Here is an 18,010-nt window from a genome sequence, read left to right as displayed (position 1 = left end):
GCCGCCGCTTTTGCTTTTGCTGCCGCTGCTGCCTTCGCCTTGGCTTTCGCTTTTTCTTCTTCCGTTACTTCTTCTGTTCCTTCTCTTTTTTGCTTCGCTAACGCTGCTGCACGTCGTTTTGCTTCTTCTATAGTAATATCATCATTTTTTGGTAGCGCTTTCTCTTTTTCTTGATCTTCTGCCTCAAGCTCACTTATTTCCGCCTCGTGTTTCGCTACAAGGCGTTTTCTCGCTTCTTCTTTTGCACGCCTAGCTGCTTCTTTTTTCAGATCCTCTAAATCTTTGTTTGGATTACTCATTTATTCGTCACCTGCTTCCCGGTCTTTGCTTCGTAACGAATTTTTTCTTTTAATTTATTAATTCCATAAATTAAAGCAGCCGGATTTGGGGGACAACCAGGAATATACACATCAACTGGTACGATTTGGTCTACACCTTTCACAACAGCATATGAATTTACATACGGACCACCTGCTGTCGCACAAGATCCCATCGCAATAACCCATTTCGGTTCAGGCATTTGATCATATAAACGCCGAACAATAGGAGCCATCTTCTTCGTTACTGTTCCCGATACAATCATGACGTCCGATTGCCTTGGTGAAGTTCGAAAAAATGACCCAAATCGATCTAAATCATAATGTGATGAGCCTACTCCCATCATTTCAATTGCACAGCACGCCAGTCCGAATGTCATCGGCCATAAAGAATTGCTCCTCGCCCATCCTTTCAACTGTTCCAATGTAGAAAAAAAGATATTTCGTTCTAATTCTGCTCGCTCATTTGGATGTAATTCCTCAAAATTTATAACCATTGTAACACCTTCTTTTTCCAAGCATACGCTAATCCAACTAGCAACATTACAACAAAGATGAGCATCTCAATTAATGCAAATAAACCTAGCTTGTCATACGCAACAGCCCAAGGATATAAAAATAAAGTTTCTACATCAAAGATCACAAACAATAAAGCGAAAATATAATAACGAGCATGAAACCTAATATTTGCATCGTGAAAAGGCTCAATTCCACTCTCATACGTCGTAGCCTTTGCTGCACTTGGTTTATTTGGGCGCAGCATCCTGCCTAATGTAAGAGCCACTACCGGCAGCAATATACCTAATAGCAAGAAAATCAAAACGATCATATAACTATTTTCATATACACTTGCCATTGTGAAACCCTCCCCCCTAAATTAAGAACAAGTTCACATAGTAAACAATATGTCCTAGTTGCAGTAATTATTATTTTTAAATTTTTCTAAATAATGCAACTATTCTAATCATTATAGCAAACTTCAAATTCCTATGTCGATATGTTGGGAGACAGAAACAAGAATTATTAAAATCTATCTTTACAACTTGCTATAATTGTGCAAAATAAATATAAAACTTATATATGCTTTTCAAGGAACCGTAGGTGATATAAATGAAAAAACAAACACATGTAAGTATTCTTATAAGCATTGCATTACTGTCCATAACGCTTCACTACGTAGCGATGCCTTTTCTATATGAATACTCATTTCCTTTTCAGCTATTAATCGGAACGAGTACCCTATTAATTGATATTATCGCTTATAGTTATATTCTTTACTTTTCAAACACGAAAGAAGGGCTACCTCGTTTATTTTGGATCATATTATCTGTTGGAGCTCTCTCTTATTTTATCGGTGATATAGTCGTTGCCTATCAGCGTTTAATTGTAAAGGACTTCTATACGTTCGTTGATCCGTCTGATTTTTTTTACTTACTTTTTTTAGTTAGTTTTGCATTTGCCTTTCTATACGAAATCATTTACAACCGAGATTTATTAGAAAAACTTTTTATGCTATGTGATATTTGTATTATCGTTACAGCCCAATTTACTTTAAGTTACTACTTACTTATTGAACGAACCATTCACATCTTTACAACATCCTATATCGACATATTTGTTCAACTTACCTATCCAATGGCTGATTTACTCTTTCTCTTAATAGGAATCAATCTTTTATTCAAACCACTATCCTTATTACCTAAAAAGGTTGGTGCGCTTCTTGGCAGTGCTTTAATTTTATATGCTACTACCGATGCGATTTATGCTTATATAAAATACTTCATACCAGAGTATTCTATGTTTACAGTTACTCCTTTCTATCAAGTAACCTTAGTACTAGTAGCAATTGCCTGTATTCTCCATACAAAAGAACCGGAAAAACAAGAACAAGTACTACTAACACTTAAAATTGGTGAAGCAATCCGATTATCATTACCGTATATTTCGGTAGTAATGCTTATTGTTTTTATATTAGTCGAATACGTTTTTGCGCCTATTATAGTAATCGGACTTATAATAACTTTCTCTTTCGTTCTCATACGTCATAGTTTAGTTCGAAAACAAAATAAAATATTATTGCTAGCTCAAATGCAATTCAACTCAGAACTCGAGAAACAAATTGAACTACGTACAGAAGATTTAGTAGAACAGAAAAATGAACTCTATCATAATCAACAAATGTTTAAATCTTTATACGAGCATCATCCAGATCCAATCTTCACATTAGATTTGTACGGTAATTTTCTCAAAGTAAATAACGCTGGTACTACTTTACTTGGTTATCAAACGAATGAATTATTAAATCAGCCTTACTATTCACTCATATACGAAGAAGATTTAGAAGAAATGATTAACGCCTTTCATCGTGTAAAAAAGGGATATTCTATCTCTTTAGAAATACGGGCGTACCATAAAAACAGAGATATTTACTACTTGCACGTTACCGCCGTACCGATCTTTTTAAAAGAGAAAATTTCTGGGGTTTATTTAATGATTAAAGATATTACGGAAAGCAAACAACAACAAGAACAAATTAATTTCCTAGCATACCATGATACTTTAACAGAGCTTGCAAATCGTCGTGCATTTCATCAACATTTAGAACAGGCAATTGCACGAGCAAAAGTATCGAAAAAGTCTTTTGCTGTTATGTTTCTCGACCTAGACCGTTTTAAAGTTATTAATGATACCCTCGGTCATCGAGTAGGAGACCTATTGCTTATCGCAGTAGCAAAAAGGCTCGAAAGAATATCAACATCAAATATGAAACTCGCACGGCTAGCTGGGGATGAGTTCACGATCCTTATCGAAAATTACAAAAAAAAGCCAGATGTCCAAAAAATGGCTGATATGATTGTAGCGGCCATGAATGAGCCATTTGAAATCGAAAATCAACATTTACAAATCTCACCAAGTATCGGAATTGCAATATATCCTGAAGCAGGTGAAGATCCGCTATCCATTTTGCAGCATGCTGATATGGCCATGTACGAAGCAAAGAATAAAGGAAAAAACGGTAGCTCTCTTTACACGAAAGAACTATATAAAAAAATGGAACGAAAAGCTCGAATCGAAAAAGATTTGCCAATCGCTTTAGTAAACAAAGAATTTTATCTCGTTTATCAACCACAAATCGATACGACAACAAATAAAATTATCGGTGCTGAAGCTTTAATACGGTGGAAACACCCGCTATTAGGTGACATTTCACCATGTGAGTTTATTCCAATTGTAGAAGAGACGCCACAAGTAGTCCCACTTGGACATTGGGTATTACAAGAAGCTTGTCTCCAATTAAAAATATGGCATACCTTTGGCTACCAAAATTTAAAAATAAGTGTTAATTTATCTGCAAAAGAGTTCCGGCAAGATCAATTAATCGAAAACATTTCACAAATATTAAACGACGTGCAAGTCGATCCAAAATATGTAACCCTCGAGTTAACAGAAAGAATTGCAATGATTGACGAGAAAGAAACGTTATTGAGACTGAAGCAATTAAAAGAATACGGTATCCAAACTTCCATTGATGACTTCGGTACTGGGTATTCTTCTCTTGCTTATTTATCAATTTTTCCAATCGACACATTAAAAGTACCGAGAGAATTTACACAATTAGCTGATCATCGTCCTGAAGAACGAGCCATCGTTTCTACAATCCTTTCCCTCGCAAATACTTTAAATCTTTCAGTCGTTGCCGAAGGAATTGAAACCGAAAAACAGCTTAACTTTCTGCAAAAACATAAATGTAAATATATGCAAGGTTACTATTTCAGTAAACCACTTACTAGCAATCAATTTATAAAGTTTCTACAAAAAACCCCCAGTATGAACAAATAATTCATACTGGGGGTTTTATAGTGCTAAATATTTTTCTCATAATATTCTTCTGCGATCTCTTCGTAAAAAGCCGCAGATGTTGTGTAGAAATATGGAATTAACCATAAGAATCCAATCCCTAACGTAATACAACTTAATATAAACCAACCGATAAAACTTAAACATAAAATGAAATACTCCATCTTATGTCCATCCATCATACGACGACTTTCTGTAATAGCTTGGTTCAGTGAATACTCAGGATGATCATTTATAATAAAGTATGTCATCGCATAAGAAAATGATTTAATAATACCTGGAATAATGAACAATAACGTCCATAAGAAAAGATAAAGATTTACTAATAAATATAATAAAAATGATTTTAGAAATCTCTTTCCCTCTGAAAACCAAATGAATACATTACCGATACTAGCTTGATTTTCACGAAGGATATTTAAACCAAGGTAATATCCACCTAAAGTTAACGGTCCAGTAACAAAAAATGTAAGAATATTCGTTGAAAGTGAACCATTTGTTTTTTGCCAACCGAAAATTAAAGAAAATCCCCAATCAACACTAAAACTAAAAGCCGTGATAAGAATTGAAATGAGCAGTGTAGCTCCAACAGCTAATCCCCATTTCCCTTCTAATGAATCTAGTGCTTCTCCTTTTAGATCACTAATCATGCGTAGCCTCGCCTCCTATACACAATAATTCTATTAGTATAGCATGTTCCTATTGAAATTCACCTTTTGAAATGTAGCGATAAAAGTGTGCTGTCGTTGTACTCATATACGGACTAAGCCAAAGAAATCCTATTCCAAAAGTAAGAAGCGCTAAAACAACCCAGCCTATGAAGCTCAGCCATAAAAGAAACAAATCTAACTTATGACCCCTCATAAGATTCTTACTTTCCTTCATCGCCTGCGAAACACTATATTCTGGATTTTCAATCATCACATAGTACGTCAGTGCATAAGAAAAATACATCACAATCATACCAACAATTGAAATTGCTAATAGTACGAAGAAAGCTATTTTAAACGACAGATTTCCTTCTTCACCTAAGAATATGAATAAACCTGTTAACAACATCGGAATCCATGTACCTGTATATAACAAAATCGCAAGCATTGCCCACATTGTTTTCATCATTCTTTTAAAACCACGGAATCCTTCAAACAAGTAATCTACTTTAGCATCTTCTCGTTTACTAATTTGTAGAAACACATTCGTGTAACCGTATGAGGTAATACCATAAGATGCATTACTCAAAATAATCATTATGCAATAGAAAATCCCAAATGTAATAGCTGCTCCAATTGACATCGTTTCCGCCTCAACTGACCCAGCTAAGCTAACAACTAAGAAAAATATAATAATTCCTGGAATTAAAAGTATAAGCATTGCAGCCATCGAAACGACATAACTTAAAATAAAATATAAAATCGTTGATCCAACACCTAGTCCCCATTTCCCCTTTAAAGAGTACAATGCTTCTCGTTTCATTTCACCGATCATTGATTCATCCCCTTCATAAAATATAAATTGCTGTACACTTCTACTTATACAAGCATCAATATAATTATACCAGTTTTGTAAAATTAACCATAAAACACATAAAAAATCCGTAAAGGCAAGGCCCTTACGGATTTTTTTACTTCATATCAGAAACATTTAAACGGTTCACAGCACGTTGTAATGCCATTTCTGCACGTCTAAAGTCAACATGTGCTTGTTTGTCTTGCATACGTTGCTCAGCGCGACGCTTCGCTTCATTTGCACGATGGATATCGATATGGTTTGCTTCTTCAGCAGATGATGATAATACAGTTACTTTATCTGGACGAACTTCGATAAAGCCACCGCTTACTGCTACATAATCAGTGTGTCCACCATTTTTCAGACGAACTGCACTAATTTTTAATGGTGCAACAGTTGGAATGTGACCTGGTAAGATCCCCATTTCCCCACTCTCTGCTTTTACACTTACCATTTCTACTTCTTTTTCGTAAACCGGTCCATCAGGAGTTACAATACTGACTGGAAATGTCTTCATACTTCGTCCCTCCTAAGGCCTTACGCCATCATTTTCTTCGCGTTCTCAATAACTTCTTCAATACTACCAACAAGGCGGAATGCATCTTCTGGAAGGTCATCATATTTTCCTTCTAGAATTTCTTTGAAGCCACTAACTGTATTTTTTACAGGTACGTAAGAACCTTTTTGACCTGTAAACTGCTCAGCTACGTGGAAGTTTTGAGATAAGAAGAATTGAATACGACGAGCACGATGTACAACTAACTTATCTTCTTCAGATAACTCATCCATACCTAAGATAGCGATGATATCTTGAAGTTCTTTGTAACGTTGTAAAGTTTGCTGCACTTGACGTGCTACTTCATAATGCTCTTCTCCTACGATTTCTGGAGAAAGTGCACGAGATGTAGATGCTAATGGATCTACGGCTGGGTAAATACCCATTTGTGTTAAACGACGCTCTAAGTTTGTTGTTGCATCTAAGTGAGCGAATGTTGTAGCTGGTGCTGGGTCAGTATAGTCATCGGCTGGTACATATACCGCTTGGATAGACGTGATAGACCCTTTATTTGTAGATGTAATACGCTCTTGTAATTGACCCATTTCTGTTGCAAGTGTTGGTTGGTAACCTACCGCAGATGGCATACGACCAAGAAGGGCAGATACTTCAGAACCCGCTTGCGTGAAACGGAAGATGTTATCGATGAACAGAAGTACGTCTTGTCCTTGCTCATCACGGAAATGCTCAGCCATTGTTAAACCTGTTAATGCAACACGTTGACGTGCTCCAGGTGGCTCATTCATTTGTCCGAATACCATCGCAGTTTTCTTGATTACGCCAGAATCGCTCATTTCATGGTATAAGTCATTACCCTCACGAGTACGCTCACCTACACCAGCGAATACAGAGATACCACCGTGCTCTTGTGCGATGTTGTTAATTAATTCCTGAATTAATACTGTTTTACCTACGCCGGCACCACCGAATAGGCCGATCTTACCACCCTTAATGTAAGGAGCAAGTAAGTCTACTACTTTAATACCAGTTTCAAGAATTTCTACTTTAGTAGATAATTCTTCGAATGCAGGTGCTTGACGGTGAATTGGATCACGGTGTACATCCGCAGGAAGTTCACCATCTAAGTCAATTGCATCACCTAATACGTTGAATACACGACCAAGTGTTGCATCACCAACTGGTACAGAGATTGCTTTACCAGTATCTTCTACTTCTGTGCCACGAACAAGTCCATCTGTGGAAGACATCGCAACTGTACGAACTGTATCATCACCTAAATGAAGTGCAACTTCAAATGTTAAGTTCATGCTTCCGTTTTCGTTGCTTTGTTTTACCGTAAGGGCGTTGTAGATTTCTGGTAGCTTTCCGCCATCAAACTTAACGTCTACAACCGGACCCATGATTTGCGTAACGCGCCCTTTATTCATCGGGTTCCCTCCTAGCTTTCTTTTAATTAGCCAGCTCTCTAAGCGAAGTCGGCTTTTAATTTTTTATTAGTTTAGCTTACGCGACTCTTTTGAAAGAGCCGCTTCCACTTTTTATTGAATCTAGTTCTAGCGGCTAGAACAGTCGGTCATTTCGCGCCTTCCTGTGAGGCAAACTACGCCTCTTCGTCAGGAGCTCCAATGCCCTCCTGTTCTGGACGAGCCGCTTCCACTTTTTATTACTATTCTAACGCTGCTGCTCCACCAACGATTTCCGTAATTTCTTGCGTAATCGCTGCCTGACGCGCACGGTTGAATGAAAGTGTAAGTGAATCGATAACTTCCATTGCGTTGTCTGTAGCACTCTTCATTGCTGTCATACGCGCTGCGTGCTCACTTGCTTTACCATCTAGTAATGCACCGTACACTAAGCTTTCTGCGTATTGTGGCAATAATACTTTTAAAATTTCTTCTTCAGAAGGTTCAAATTCATAAGCTGTCGTCGGTTTGTCAGACGCCACATCAGTAAGCGGTAAAATTTTATTTTCCGTTACTTCTTGTGAAATTTTACTTACGTAATGGTTGTAGTAAATATACAGCTCATCATAAGCACCATCTGCGAACATCGCAATTGCTCGAGAAGCAAGATCTTTAATATCAGTAAATGATGGGTGGTCAGATAATCCAACTACTTCATCAATGATGTTAAAGCCGCGACGTTTTAAATAATCACGTCCTAGTCGTCCAAGTACAATAATTGAATATTGATTTGAATCCATATTATGACGTTCACGAATTACGTTACTTACTGTACGTAATACGTTACTGTTATAACCACCTGCTAGTCCGCGATCAGATGTAATAACGATGTATCCTGTACGCTTTACAGGACGCGCATTTAGCATTGGATGATTAATTCCTTTACTTCCTTGCGCAACGCTCGCTACTACTTCTTGAATCTTTTCCATATACGGAACGAAAGATTTAGCATTTTGCTCTGCACGGTTTAACTTAGATGCAGATACCATCTCCATCGCCTTCGTAATTTGACTCGTTTTCTTTGTCGAGGTAATCTTCGCTTTTATATCGCGTAAAGATGCCACAGGTTTTCACCACCTTTTTTCCGGAAGTTGGCACGATTAGTAAGAATCCTCTTCCTAATCTACGTTGCAAGATATTCTTGCTCATGATTGAAGGAAAAGAATAGGTGCACCTACTCTTTTCCTTTACATAACCGTCAGCAATCTCAGAGTCTGAGATGCCTTATATATTATCTAGCGTCGGCGGCTTGTACGAGCCGCTTCCGCTTTTATTAATCTAGTTCCGCCTCTTAGCCGATGAGGCTGAACAGTCGGCTTCACTTTTATTATTATTCAGAAGCTACGAATACTTTTTTAAATCCGTTAATTGCTGCTGCAAATTTGTCGTCATCCGCAAGTTTCTTAGTTGTGCGGATTTCTTCTAATAAGTCAGTCGCATTAGAATCTAACCAAGCATGGAATTCTTCTTCGAAACGAGTGATATCTACTACTGGGATATCATCTAGGAATCCACGTGTTAAAGCGTAAAGAATGATAACTTGTTTCTCTACACGTAACGGTTTGTGTAATCCTTGTTTTAATACCTCAACAGTACGAGCACCACGGTTTAATTTCGCTTGAGTTGCTTTATCAAGGTCAGAACCGAACTGAGCGAACGCTTCTAACTCACGGTAAGATGCAAGGTCAAGACGAAGTGTACCTGATACTTTACTCATTGCTTTAATCTGAGCAGATCCACCTACACGAGATACAGAAGTACCCGCATCGATCGCTGGACGTACGCCAGAGAAGAATAGGTCAGATTGTAAGAAGATTTGTCCATCCGTAATAGAAATTACGTTTGTTGGGATGTATGCTGATACGTCCCCTGCTTGTGTTTCGATGAAAGGTAGTGCAGTTAAAGAACCGCCGCCTCTTGCATCACTTAATTTTGCTGCACGCTCTAATAAGCGAGAATGTAAGTAGAATACATCCCCTGGATAAGCTTCACGACCTGGAGGACGACGTAATAGTAATGACAGCTCACGGTAAGCCGCTGCTTGTTTTGATAAGTCATCATATACTACTAATACGTGTTTACCATTGTACATGAACTCTTCACCCATTGTTACACCAGCATAAGGAGCTAAGTATAATAATGGAGCTGGTTGAGAAGCAGATGCAGTTACAACGATTGTGTACTCTAATGCACCGTGCTTACGTAGTGTTTCTACTACGTTACGTACAGTTGATTCTTTTTGTCCGATAGCTACATAGATACAAATCATATCTTCATCTTTTTGGTTAATGATTGTATCAAGTGCAACTGCTGTTTTACCAGTTTGACGGTCACCGATGATTAACTCACGTTGACCACGGCCAATTGGTACAAGAGCGTCGATCGCTTTAATACCTGTTTGAAGTGGCTCATGAACAGATTTACGATCCATTACACCTGGTGCTGGACTTTCGATTGGACGAGTGTTTGTTGTATTGATTGGGCCTAAACCATCAACTGGTTGACCTAATGGGTTTACAACACGACCAATTAGTTCTTTTCCTACTGGTACTTGCATGATGCGACCAGTACGACGAACTTCGTCACCTTCACGGATTTCTGTGTAAGGTCCTAAAATGATAATACCTACGTTGTTTTCCTCTAAGTTTTGTGCTAGTCCCATAACGCCGTTAGAGAACTCTACAAGTTCACCAGCCATAACGTTATCAAGACCATGAGCACGCGCGATACCGTCACCAACTTGGATAACTGTACCAACATCACTAACTTCGATTTCAGACTGATAGTTCTCGATTTGTTGCTTTATCAGTGCGCTAATTTCTTCAGCTCTGATGCTCATGTGCTTCACCCCTATCTATTCTTCATTAATTCACGCTGAATACGTGCTAATTTTCCTTGTAAACTTCCGTCATAAATGCGGTTTCCAATGCGTACTTTAATTCCGCCTAGTAAATCTTCATCTACAACATTTTTCACGCGAATTGCATCTTTTCCCGTTCTCTTTGCAAATGCTTCTGCAATGTTAAGCTTCTCTTCTTCAGATAGAAGACGAATAGAATATACAGTTGCATCCGCTACGTTACGTTCTTCATTAGCAAGAACAACATATTCATCTGCAATTTCAGGTAAGATATCAATGCGTTTGCTATCAATTAAAATATATAACGTATTTAAAATAGATTCAGAAACAGATCCGAATACGTTTGCAAGAAACGTTTTCTTTTGTTCCTTTGAAATGTTCGGTTGCGTTAAAAAGCTATGTAGTTCTCCGTTCTTTACATAAACGTTTTGTACAAGGCGTAATTCCTCTTCAAACATTTCTAATACGTGTTTTTCTTTAGCAATTTTAAAAAGAGCGACAGCATAACGTTTTGCTACAATCCCATTGCTCATCGCGCTTCTCCTACTTCTTTAATATAATCGCGAATTAACTTCACTTGATCTTCTTCTTTTAATTCTTTTTCAATTACTTTAGAAGCAATTTGAACAGATAAAGAAGCAACTTGTTCTTGTAAAGCAGCAATTGCTTGCTCTTTTTCGCGTTGAATTTCTTGTACAGCAGATGCTTTAATTGATTCTGCTTCTTCTTTCGCAGCAGCAACAATAACATCTTTTTGATCTACAGCTTGCTTTTTCGCTCTTTCGATTAACTCTTGTGCTTCAACACGTGATTGTTTTAACATTTCACGTTGTTCTTCTACTAACTTCTTCGCCTCAGCATTACTTCTTTCTGCAGCGTCGATTTCATTAGTAACATGCTCTTCACGTTCTTTCATAATTCCCATTAAAGGACCCCACGCAAATTTGCGTAGCATTACTAATAGAAGTAAGAAAATGAACAATGTATAAGCAATCGTTCCAAATGGAATGGCAGCACCTAATAATAAAGTTGGCACAAGGATTCACTCCCTTCAAAATATCTAAATTGATCATATGAAAAAAAAAGACATACGTTTCATTCATAAAGCAATGGCGAAGAAAGTTCGGAAAAACACTCTTCGCCATCTATGTAAGGGGAGTCTCCCTTATTTGTTCATTACGATGAATGCAATAACTACACCGATGATTGGAAGTGCCTCAACTAAAGCAACCCCGATGAACATAATTGTTTGAAGTGCGCCTTTTAATTCTGGTTGACGAGCAACACCTTCGATTGTACGTGATACGATAAGACCGTTACCAATACCTGCACCTAATGCTGATAAACCAATTGCAATTGCAGCTGCGATTACACCTAAACTCATTTAATTTGTCCTCCTTTGTATTATAAAAAAATAAATTTTTTCTTACTTAAATTATATTAATGGTCATGGCTTACTTTATGAGCCATATAAACCATCGTTAACATAACGAAAATAAATGCTTGGATTGATCCAACGAATACACTGAATCCCATCCATGCTAACATTGGTACAAGCGCACCTAATGCCCCAAGGACTGATGCTCCGCCCAACTTAGCAAGTAATCCTAATAAGATCTCACCTGCATAAATGTTACCAAATAAACGAAGACCTAACGTTAATGTGTTAGCAAACTCCTCAATAACCTTTAATGGGAATAAGAATTTCATAGGTTGGAAATAACCTTTTACGTACTCTTTCGTACCCTTCATCTTAATTCCATAATAATGGGTGAGGGTAACTACCATCACGGCTAATGTTAATGTAACTGCTGGATCAGACGTTGGTGATCTCCACCATGCAATATGTTCGCCAGCTTCAGTTGCTGAATACATGAATGGTAAACCAAGGAAGTTCGATACGATGATAAACATGATAAGCGTAACGCCAAGCGTTAAGAAACGTCCACCTGTTTTCCAGTCCATCGTACTATTGATAATCCCTTTCACGAAGTCAAACACCCATTCCATGAAGTTTTGCATCCCGGTTGGGCGAAGAGCTAAGCTGCGAGTTCCGATAACAGCGATTAAGAAAACAATAACTGCTGCTACAGTAACCATCATAACTGATGACAAATCGAACGTTAAACCTAGAAATTCAACTAATTTACCGTGTTCCACTAGTAATTCACCTCTCTTCCCTGCTCTTATACTCTAAATAAAGAAAATCTATGATCATGACAAGGTATCCTGTCAGCAATCCTACACCTAGGCCCCACATCGCGATTAACTCTTGATATTTGGCTGCAAATAAAATTAATAACCCAATCGTGGCGAATCTTGAATATGTACTTACCGCTGTTGCCTTGAACTTCACGTTTTCTCCATTTGTTACGCGATCTAGCAGCTTGTCTGTTCTACGTGCAATGATGCGCAAACTAAGAAAACTGAAAATCGTCCCGATAATCAGTCCAAGAAATACATCCTTGTAAGAGGTAAATCCCCATCCTAGCACTAGAAGCGCAAGCAAGTAGTACATATATTTCTTTTGTCTTTGGACAAGTCCATGTACGTCTATCATCATTGCTCTCCCGAATAGTAATGTCGAATGAGTCGAATCATTGCGTATACCCCTGTTCCTAGTCCGAGTAATAACCCTATAATAAGAAACAACGGAAACGTTCCAACCTTATTATCAATCCACTGCCCACCAAAGATTCCAACAAGAATAGAACCGACTAATTGAGCAAGAATACCTGACATTAAAGCATAAGCTTTTATATGGCTGCGATCGTTTTTTTGCAAGGATTCATCCCTCCAATATGTAACCCTCATTCACGATGTGTTAATAATAACTCATTTTTTTGCATAAATCCTATACAAAACAAAAAGTTTACATTTTCGTCACGGAATAGATGTAATTTTGTCACTGAAAGCCCTACCATCTATCCCCGTTGTTAGCATACAATAGGGTATTAACAGTGTCAACGAGAAATCGTAAAAAATCTAAAAATTTGAGTATTAGGCATTTCCTCCCAAAAATGAAAACGTTCCCCTTCTAAATACTGGTTACATATATGCAATTTCTAACAGTTTTCTCTTTATAATAGAAGGAAATGTTCACAAGTTTGTCACTATTATATTTTCGAGATATAACGCTTTCCTTCCATAATATAGTGTTCCTCAGACGTAAGACTTCTATATTATATGTGAGGTGTATGCAACTTATGTTGTATATACGATGTATATTTATCCTCTCCCCCTCCCCTACTTGCTTACAACAAAAAAGACGAGCTGGGGAATCTCCCCTGCTCGTCAGTTGTCTTACTTCGTTCCGAATAAACGGTCACCAGCATCACCAAGACCTGGCACTACATATCCGTGGTCATTTAATTTCTCATCTAATGCTGCTACATAAATATCAACATCAGGATGTTCTTCTTGTACTACTTTTACCCCTTCTGGAGCTGCAACGATACACATTAATTTAATTTGTTTCGCACCGCGCTTTTTCAGAGAGTTAATTGCTTCAGCCGCAGAACCACCTGTTGCTAGCATCGGATCTAGTACGATAAAGTCGCGCTCTTCTACATCCGTTGGAAGTTTCACATAGTATTCTACCGGTTGCAATGTTTTAGGGTCACGGTATAAACCAACGTGTCCCACTTTTGCTGCTGGAATTAATTTCAGAATTCCATCAACCATTCCTAAACCTGCACGTAAAATCGGAATTAAACCAAGTTTTTTACCAGCGATCACTTTTGTTGTCGCTTTGCTTACAGGCGTTTCAATTTCGATGTCCTTAAGCGGAAGGTCGCGAGTAATTTCGAAAGCCATTAAGCTTGCTACTTCGTCCACTAATTCACGAAAATCTTTCGTACCTGTATTCTTATCGCGAATATATGTAATCTTATGTTGAATTAACGGGTGATCAAATACATACAGTTTTCCCATGTGAATCTCTCCTTTAGATGATATTCATGCGTTTGCACGCTTTTTTACACTATTTACGATTGTAAAGAAAACGCTACTAATATTCAAGGGCAAATTTGGAAAAATCATGATTTTACGATGAATCTATCTAGTATCTTTACCAATTATGGGAGCTGTATCCTTCATTATATCGCCAAAATTTATTCATCATTTGTATACATACTTTAAAAATAATATATGTCCACAAAAAAGACCGCCAAAACAATTAAGTCTCGGCAGTCTTCTTCAATCTATTATAGATTTGGATACATTGGGAATTTGCTAGTTAACGCTTCTACACGCTTACGTACTTCTTCTAATGCAGCTTCATTTTCATGATTTTTTAATGTATAAGCAATAAGTGACGCAATTTCATCCATTTCTTCTAAACCGAAACCACGAGATGTTACAGCTGCTGTACCGATACGTACACCACTTGTTACAAATGGGCTTGCTGTTTCAAATGGAATTGTGTTTTTGTTCACTGTAATACCAACTTCATCTAATACGTGCTCTGCTACTTTACCTGTGATTTCTAAGTTACGAACATCAATCAAGATTAAGTGATTGTCTGTTCCGCCAGAAACAAGTGTAAGTCCTTCTTTTTGAAGACCTTCAGCTAAGCGGTTCGCATTGTTAATGATATTTTGTGCATATGTTTTGAAATCATCTTGAAGTGCTTCACCAAACGCAACAGCTTTTGCAGCGATTACGTGCATAAGTGGACCACCTTGAATACCAGGGAAGATTGATTTATCAATTTGTTTTGCAAATTGCTCTTCACATAAAATCATACCACCACGCGGGCCACGTAACGTTTTATGTGTTGTCGTTGTAACGAAATGTGCATGTGGTACTGGATTTGGATGTAAACCAGCAGCTACTAAACCAGCGATATGTGCCATATCAACCATTAAATAAGCGCCCACTTCATCTGCAATCTCACGGAATCGCTTGAAATCGATAACACGAGGGTATGCACTTGCACCTGCAACGATTAATTTTGGTTTATGTTCTTTCGCTTTTGCTAATACATCATCGTAATTAATACGGTGAGAGTCAGCATCCACGCCATATTCTACGAAATTATATTGTACTCCACTGAAGTTAACAGGGCTTCCGTGTGTTAAGTGACCACCATGAGATAAATTCATACCAAGTACTGTATCGCCTTGCTCTAAAATCGTGAAGTATACTGCCATGTTCGCTTGTGCACCAGAGTGTGGTTGAACATTTACGTGCTCTGCGCCGAAAATTTCTTTCACGCGATCACGTGCGATATCTTCTACTACGTCTACGTGTTCACAGCCACCATAATAACGTTTTCCAGGATATCCTTCAGCATACTTATTCGTTAAAACAGAACCTTGCGCCTCCATTACTGCTTCACTTACGAAGTTTTCCGAAGCAATTAACTCAATCTTCGAACGCTGTCTTCCTAGTTCTGCCTCAATTGCAGCAAATACCTTTTCATCTTGACGTTTTAAATGATCCACCAAAATCCCCCTTTTCTGAACGAATTACATCAATTCCCAACAGTTTTTTCTTATTTATTCAGAAAAAACGAAAATTCAGGTTGTAATTCTTTCGAACCTTCATGTTTTCAACTACATTCTAACATGACTTTCTATATCATAAAAGAAAAAAAAGACCGAAAATCGGTCTTTTCTTTCTTCTACTATAAAGTCAGACAACATACCTTTTATCTTATGATAAACAGCTACTATATGACTTCCTAATTTCTCATATTTAACTGCAAGTGGTAGTCTCTTCCGCCACCGCGTAAACAGCACGTGCTCCACCTATTAGTTTTCCACGTGTTTTGGCCATCGTTACATGTGCACTTCCAATTGCCTTCACACTTGTACGAACCGGAACAGCTACATGTTTTAAATGCATACCAATAAACGTATCACCAATATCCATTCCTGCATCTGCTTTAATAAACTCAACTACTACCGGATCTTTCAAATTGTGATACGCATATGTCCCCAATGCACCACCTGCTGATCTAACAGGCGTAACTGTTACAATTTCAAATTGATATTTTATCGCTACTTCTCTCTCAACCACTAAAGCACGGTTTAAATGCTCACAACATTGAAACGCTAATTCAATACCTGTTTGCTCTTGAAATTGTTTTAACTCAGAAAAAATCGCCTCTGCTACTTCCATCGTTCCTGATGTTCCAATTCTTTCGCCTAGCACTTCACTCGTGCTACAACCCACTACAAAAATTTGACCGCTTTGTAATGAAGCTTGTTCTTGGAAATCAGAAAGCGACATTTGTAGCTGTTCTCTTACCTTTACGATTTCTGTCATTACGCCTCTTCCTTTCACAGGTTGGTTCACCAAATTATATTTCACACTACTGATAGTTAGAATGTATTACTTTGTTTCGTATGTTTTAATTTTTCCTACGCGGTTTTCGTGACGACCACCTTCATAGTCAGTTGTTAACCAGATTTTCGCGATATCACGCGCTAGACCAGCACCAATTACACGCTCGCCCATTGCTAGCATGTTAGTGTCATTATGCTCTCTCGTTGCTTTCGCGCTGAAAGTATCATGAACTAACGCACAACGGATACCATTTACTTTGTTTGCTGCGATTGACATACCAATGCCTGTCCCACAAACTAAAATACCACGATCCACTTCACCATTCGCTACCATTTCAGCTGCTGGAAACGCAAAGTCAGGGTAATCAACAGAACCAGCTTCACATTCACAACCTAAATCAACATATTCAATATTTAACTCTTCTAATAAATTTACAAGTTCTTTGCGGATATTCATACCGCCGTGATCAGATGCTATTACTACTTTCATTTTTACCCCTCCAAAGTTTCAATCAATTATCTTCATTTCACACTCGCTACCTCAATAGGACGAAGTGATCTTCAATATCGTATTATACACGAAACATCAACCTACCGAATGTTTTTTCAGTAAAGTTTGTACAAGTTTTTCCATCTCATCTAACGTTTCTTTATAAATAGAAAGCGAGCCTCCAAATGGATCTGAAATGTCCTTGCCTATACCTTCAGTTAATCCATATAACGTATTCAATTTCTTTTCAACACTCGGATAATGCCCAAGTACAATTTGTTTATGATTTTCTGTCATCGTTACGACAATATCAGCCCAATCAAGCAAAGTTTCGTTTACTTGCTGCGCGGTATGGTCAATTGAAATCCCTTTTTCAGCTAAAGCTTCCTTCGCATGTACCGATGCATCGCTCCCAGGATAGGCGAAAACACCGGCAGATTGTACTTCAAACCTATCTCCTCCGTGATGACGAAGCAACGCCTCAGCCATTGGACTACGACATGTATTGCCAGTACAAACAAATAATACTCGTTTCATCCAAACCCACCCCTATATTCGATTTCTTACCACTCATCATAACTTACATTAGAATAGAACAAAAGAAATGTGAATATACAAAAGGCGCATTTCTCTTATATTTTTTCTAAGAAAAATGCGCCTTATCCACATATATGTGAAACCCTATTTCCAAGTGCCCAGAGTATTT

The 18,010-nt window shown here is 37.9% G+C and carries 21 protein-coding genes and 1 pseudogene; 1 reads left to right on the top strand and 21 read right to left on the bottom strand.

The genetic code is table 11. The features are described from left to right. The 3 genes and pseudogenes from DN400_RS19295 to nuoA form a co-directional block, all read right to left on the bottom strand. A pseudogene (locus tag DN400_RS19295) lies at positions 1-299 on the bottom strand (NADH-quinone oxidoreductase subunit C); the annotation flags it as partial. Next, positions 296-814: an NADH-quinone oxidoreductase subunit NuoB gene (gene nuoB / locus DN400_RS19290; protein ID WP_000236331.1), complete on the bottom strand. Its 519-nt coding sequence runs from the start codon at positions 812-814 to the stop codon at positions 296-298. The gene nuoB and the pseudogene DN400_RS19295, both read right to left, overlap by 4 nt. Then, positions 805-1,173: an NADH-quinone oxidoreductase subunit NuoA gene (gene nuoA / locus DN400_RS19285; protein ID WP_000179273.1), complete on the bottom strand. Its 369-nt coding sequence runs from the start codon at positions 1,171-1,173 to the stop codon at positions 805-807. Before nuoA ends, nuoB begins: the two co-directional genes overlap by 10 nt. 254 nt (positions 1,174-1,427) lie before the next feature. Here nuoA and DN400_RS19280 point away from each other — a divergent pair, with 254 nt between their 5' ends. Further along, the gene (locus DN400_RS19280; RefSeq protein ID WP_147801869.1) at positions 1,428-4,157 is read left to right on the top strand and encodes a putative bifunctional diguanylate cyclase/phosphodiesterase; all 2,730 of its coding nucleotides are present in this window, start codon (positions 1,428-1,430) and stop codon (positions 4,155-4,157) included. A gap of 23 nt (positions 4,158-4,180) precedes the next feature. Here DN400_RS19280 and DN400_RS19275 read toward each other — a convergent pair whose 3' ends face one another. The 18 genes from DN400_RS19275 to DN400_RS19185 all read right to left on the bottom strand — a co-directional run bounded on the left by DN400_RS19275 (position 4,181) and on the right by DN400_RS19185 (position 17,841). Then, complete coding sequence (locus tag DN400_RS19275; protein WP_023523558.1) at positions 4,181-4,825, bottom strand: DUF975 family protein; 645 nt, start codon at positions 4,823-4,825, stop codon at positions 4,181-4,183. 49 nt (positions 4,826-4,874) lie between these two features. Next, positions 4,875-5,660: a DUF975 family protein gene (locus DN400_RS19270; protein WP_098850835.1), complete on the bottom strand. Its 786-nt coding sequence runs from the start codon at positions 5,658-5,660 to the stop codon at positions 4,875-4,877. A gap of 136 nt (positions 5,661-5,796) precedes the next feature. Further along, entirely contained in the window at positions 5,797-6,198 is a 402-nt protein-coding gene (atpC, locus tag DN400_RS19265) for a F0F1 ATP synthase subunit epsilon (RefSeq protein ID WP_000847215.1), read from the bottom strand. 20 nt (positions 6,199-6,218) lie between these two features. Beyond that, positions 6,219-7,625 carry a F0F1 ATP synthase subunit beta gene (gene atpD, locus DN400_RS19260; protein ID WP_001032596.1) on the bottom strand — a complete coding sequence of 469 codons (1,407 nt, stop codon included), beginning with the start codon at positions 7,623-7,625 and terminating at the stop codon, positions 6,219-6,221. Positions 7,626-7,864: 239 nt separating this feature from the next. Next, positions 7,865-8,725: a F0F1 ATP synthase subunit gamma gene (gene atpG / locus DN400_RS19255; protein ID WP_147801868.1), complete on the bottom strand. Its 861-nt coding sequence runs from the start codon at positions 8,723-8,725 to the stop codon at positions 7,865-7,867. 266 nt (positions 8,726-8,991) lie between these two features. Beyond that, positions 8,992-10,500, bottom strand: coding sequence for a F0F1 ATP synthase subunit alpha (gene atpA / locus DN400_RS19250; RefSeq protein ID WP_000027521.1), 1,509 nt, complete (start codon positions 10,498-10,500; stop codon positions 8,992-8,994). Positions 10,501-10,511: 11 nt separating this feature from the next. Further along, a complete protein-coding gene (gene atpH / locus DN400_RS19245; protein ID WP_147801867.1) occupies positions 10,512-11,054 on the bottom strand; it encodes a F0F1 ATP synthase subunit delta in 543 nt (180 codons plus the stop codon). Then, positions 11,051-11,557 carry a F0F1 ATP synthase subunit B gene (atpF, locus tag DN400_RS19240; RefSeq protein ID WP_001142618.1) on the bottom strand — a complete coding sequence of 169 codons (507 nt, stop codon included), beginning with the start codon at positions 11,555-11,557 and terminating at the stop codon, positions 11,051-11,053. Before atpF ends, atpH begins: the two co-directional genes overlap by 4 nt. A gap of 129 nt (positions 11,558-11,686) precedes the next feature. Continuing rightward, positions 11,687-11,905 (bottom strand): F0F1 ATP synthase subunit C, encoded by a 219-nt coding sequence (gene atpE, locus DN400_RS19235; protein ID WP_000052064.1) that lies wholly within the window; start codon positions 11,903-11,905, stop codon positions 11,687-11,689. 56 nt (positions 11,906-11,961) lie between these two features. Beyond that, on the bottom strand, positions 11,962-12,681 hold the full coding sequence (atpB, locus tag DN400_RS19230) for a F0F1 ATP synthase subunit A (RefSeq protein WP_000399871.1): 720 nt from the start codon (positions 12,679-12,681) through the stop codon (positions 11,962-11,964). Positions 12,682-12,688: 7 nt separating this feature from the next. Further along, entirely contained in the window at positions 12,689-13,081 is a 393-nt protein-coding gene (locus DN400_RS19225; protein ID WP_000567600.1) for an ATP synthase subunit I, read from the bottom strand. After that, the gene (locus tag DN400_RS19220; RefSeq protein ID WP_001171223.1) at positions 13,081-13,305 is read right to left on the bottom strand and encodes an AtpZ/AtpI family protein; all 225 of its coding nucleotides are present in this window, start codon (positions 13,303-13,305) and stop codon (positions 13,081-13,083) included. The genes DN400_RS19225 and DN400_RS19220 overlap by 1 nt, the downstream gene beginning before the upstream one ends. A gap of 26 nt (positions 13,306-13,331) precedes the next feature. Beyond that, positions 13,332-13,445, bottom strand: coding sequence for a DUF4024 domain-containing protein (locus DN400_RS19215; protein WP_000232962.1), 114 nt, complete (start codon positions 13,443-13,445; stop codon positions 13,332-13,334). 379 nt (positions 13,446-13,824) lie between these two features. Continuing rightward, positions 13,825-14,454, bottom strand: a complete 630-nt coding sequence (gene upp / locus DN400_RS19210; RefSeq protein ID WP_000517539.1) for a uracil phosphoribosyltransferase — start codon at positions 14,452-14,454, stop codon at positions 13,825-13,827. 272 nt (positions 14,455-14,726) lie between these two features. Then, a complete protein-coding gene (gene glyA / locus DN400_RS19205) occupies positions 14,727-15,968 on the bottom strand; it encodes a serine hydroxymethyltransferase (protein WP_000349806.1) in 1,242 nt (413 codons plus the stop codon). Positions 15,969-16,221: 253 nt separating this feature from the next. Further along, positions 16,222-16,794, bottom strand: coding sequence for a TIGR01440 family protein (locus DN400_RS19195; RefSeq protein WP_000136377.1), 573 nt, complete (start codon positions 16,792-16,794; stop codon positions 16,222-16,224). Positions 16,795-16,860: 66 nt separating this feature from the next. Continuing rightward, on the bottom strand, positions 16,861-17,304 hold the full coding sequence (gene rpiB, locus DN400_RS19190; RefSeq protein ID WP_000869539.1) for a ribose 5-phosphate isomerase B: 444 nt from the start codon (positions 17,302-17,304) through the stop codon (positions 16,861-16,863). Between the two features lie 96 nt (positions 17,305-17,400). Then, entirely contained in the window at positions 17,401-17,841 is a 441-nt protein-coding gene (locus DN400_RS19185; RefSeq protein ID WP_000832375.1) for a low molecular weight protein arginine phosphatase, read from the bottom strand. Between the last annotated feature and the right edge of the window lie 169 nt (positions 17,842-18,010).

Source organism: Bacillus sp. AR8-1, assembly GCF_008042345.1.
Taxonomy (GTDB): Bacteria; Bacillota; Bacilli; order Bacillales; family Bacillaceae_G; genus Bacillus_A; species Bacillus_A cereus.
The sequence above is the reverse complement of the archived record's forward strand: the minus strand, read 5'-3'. Positions and strand labels throughout refer to the sequence as shown.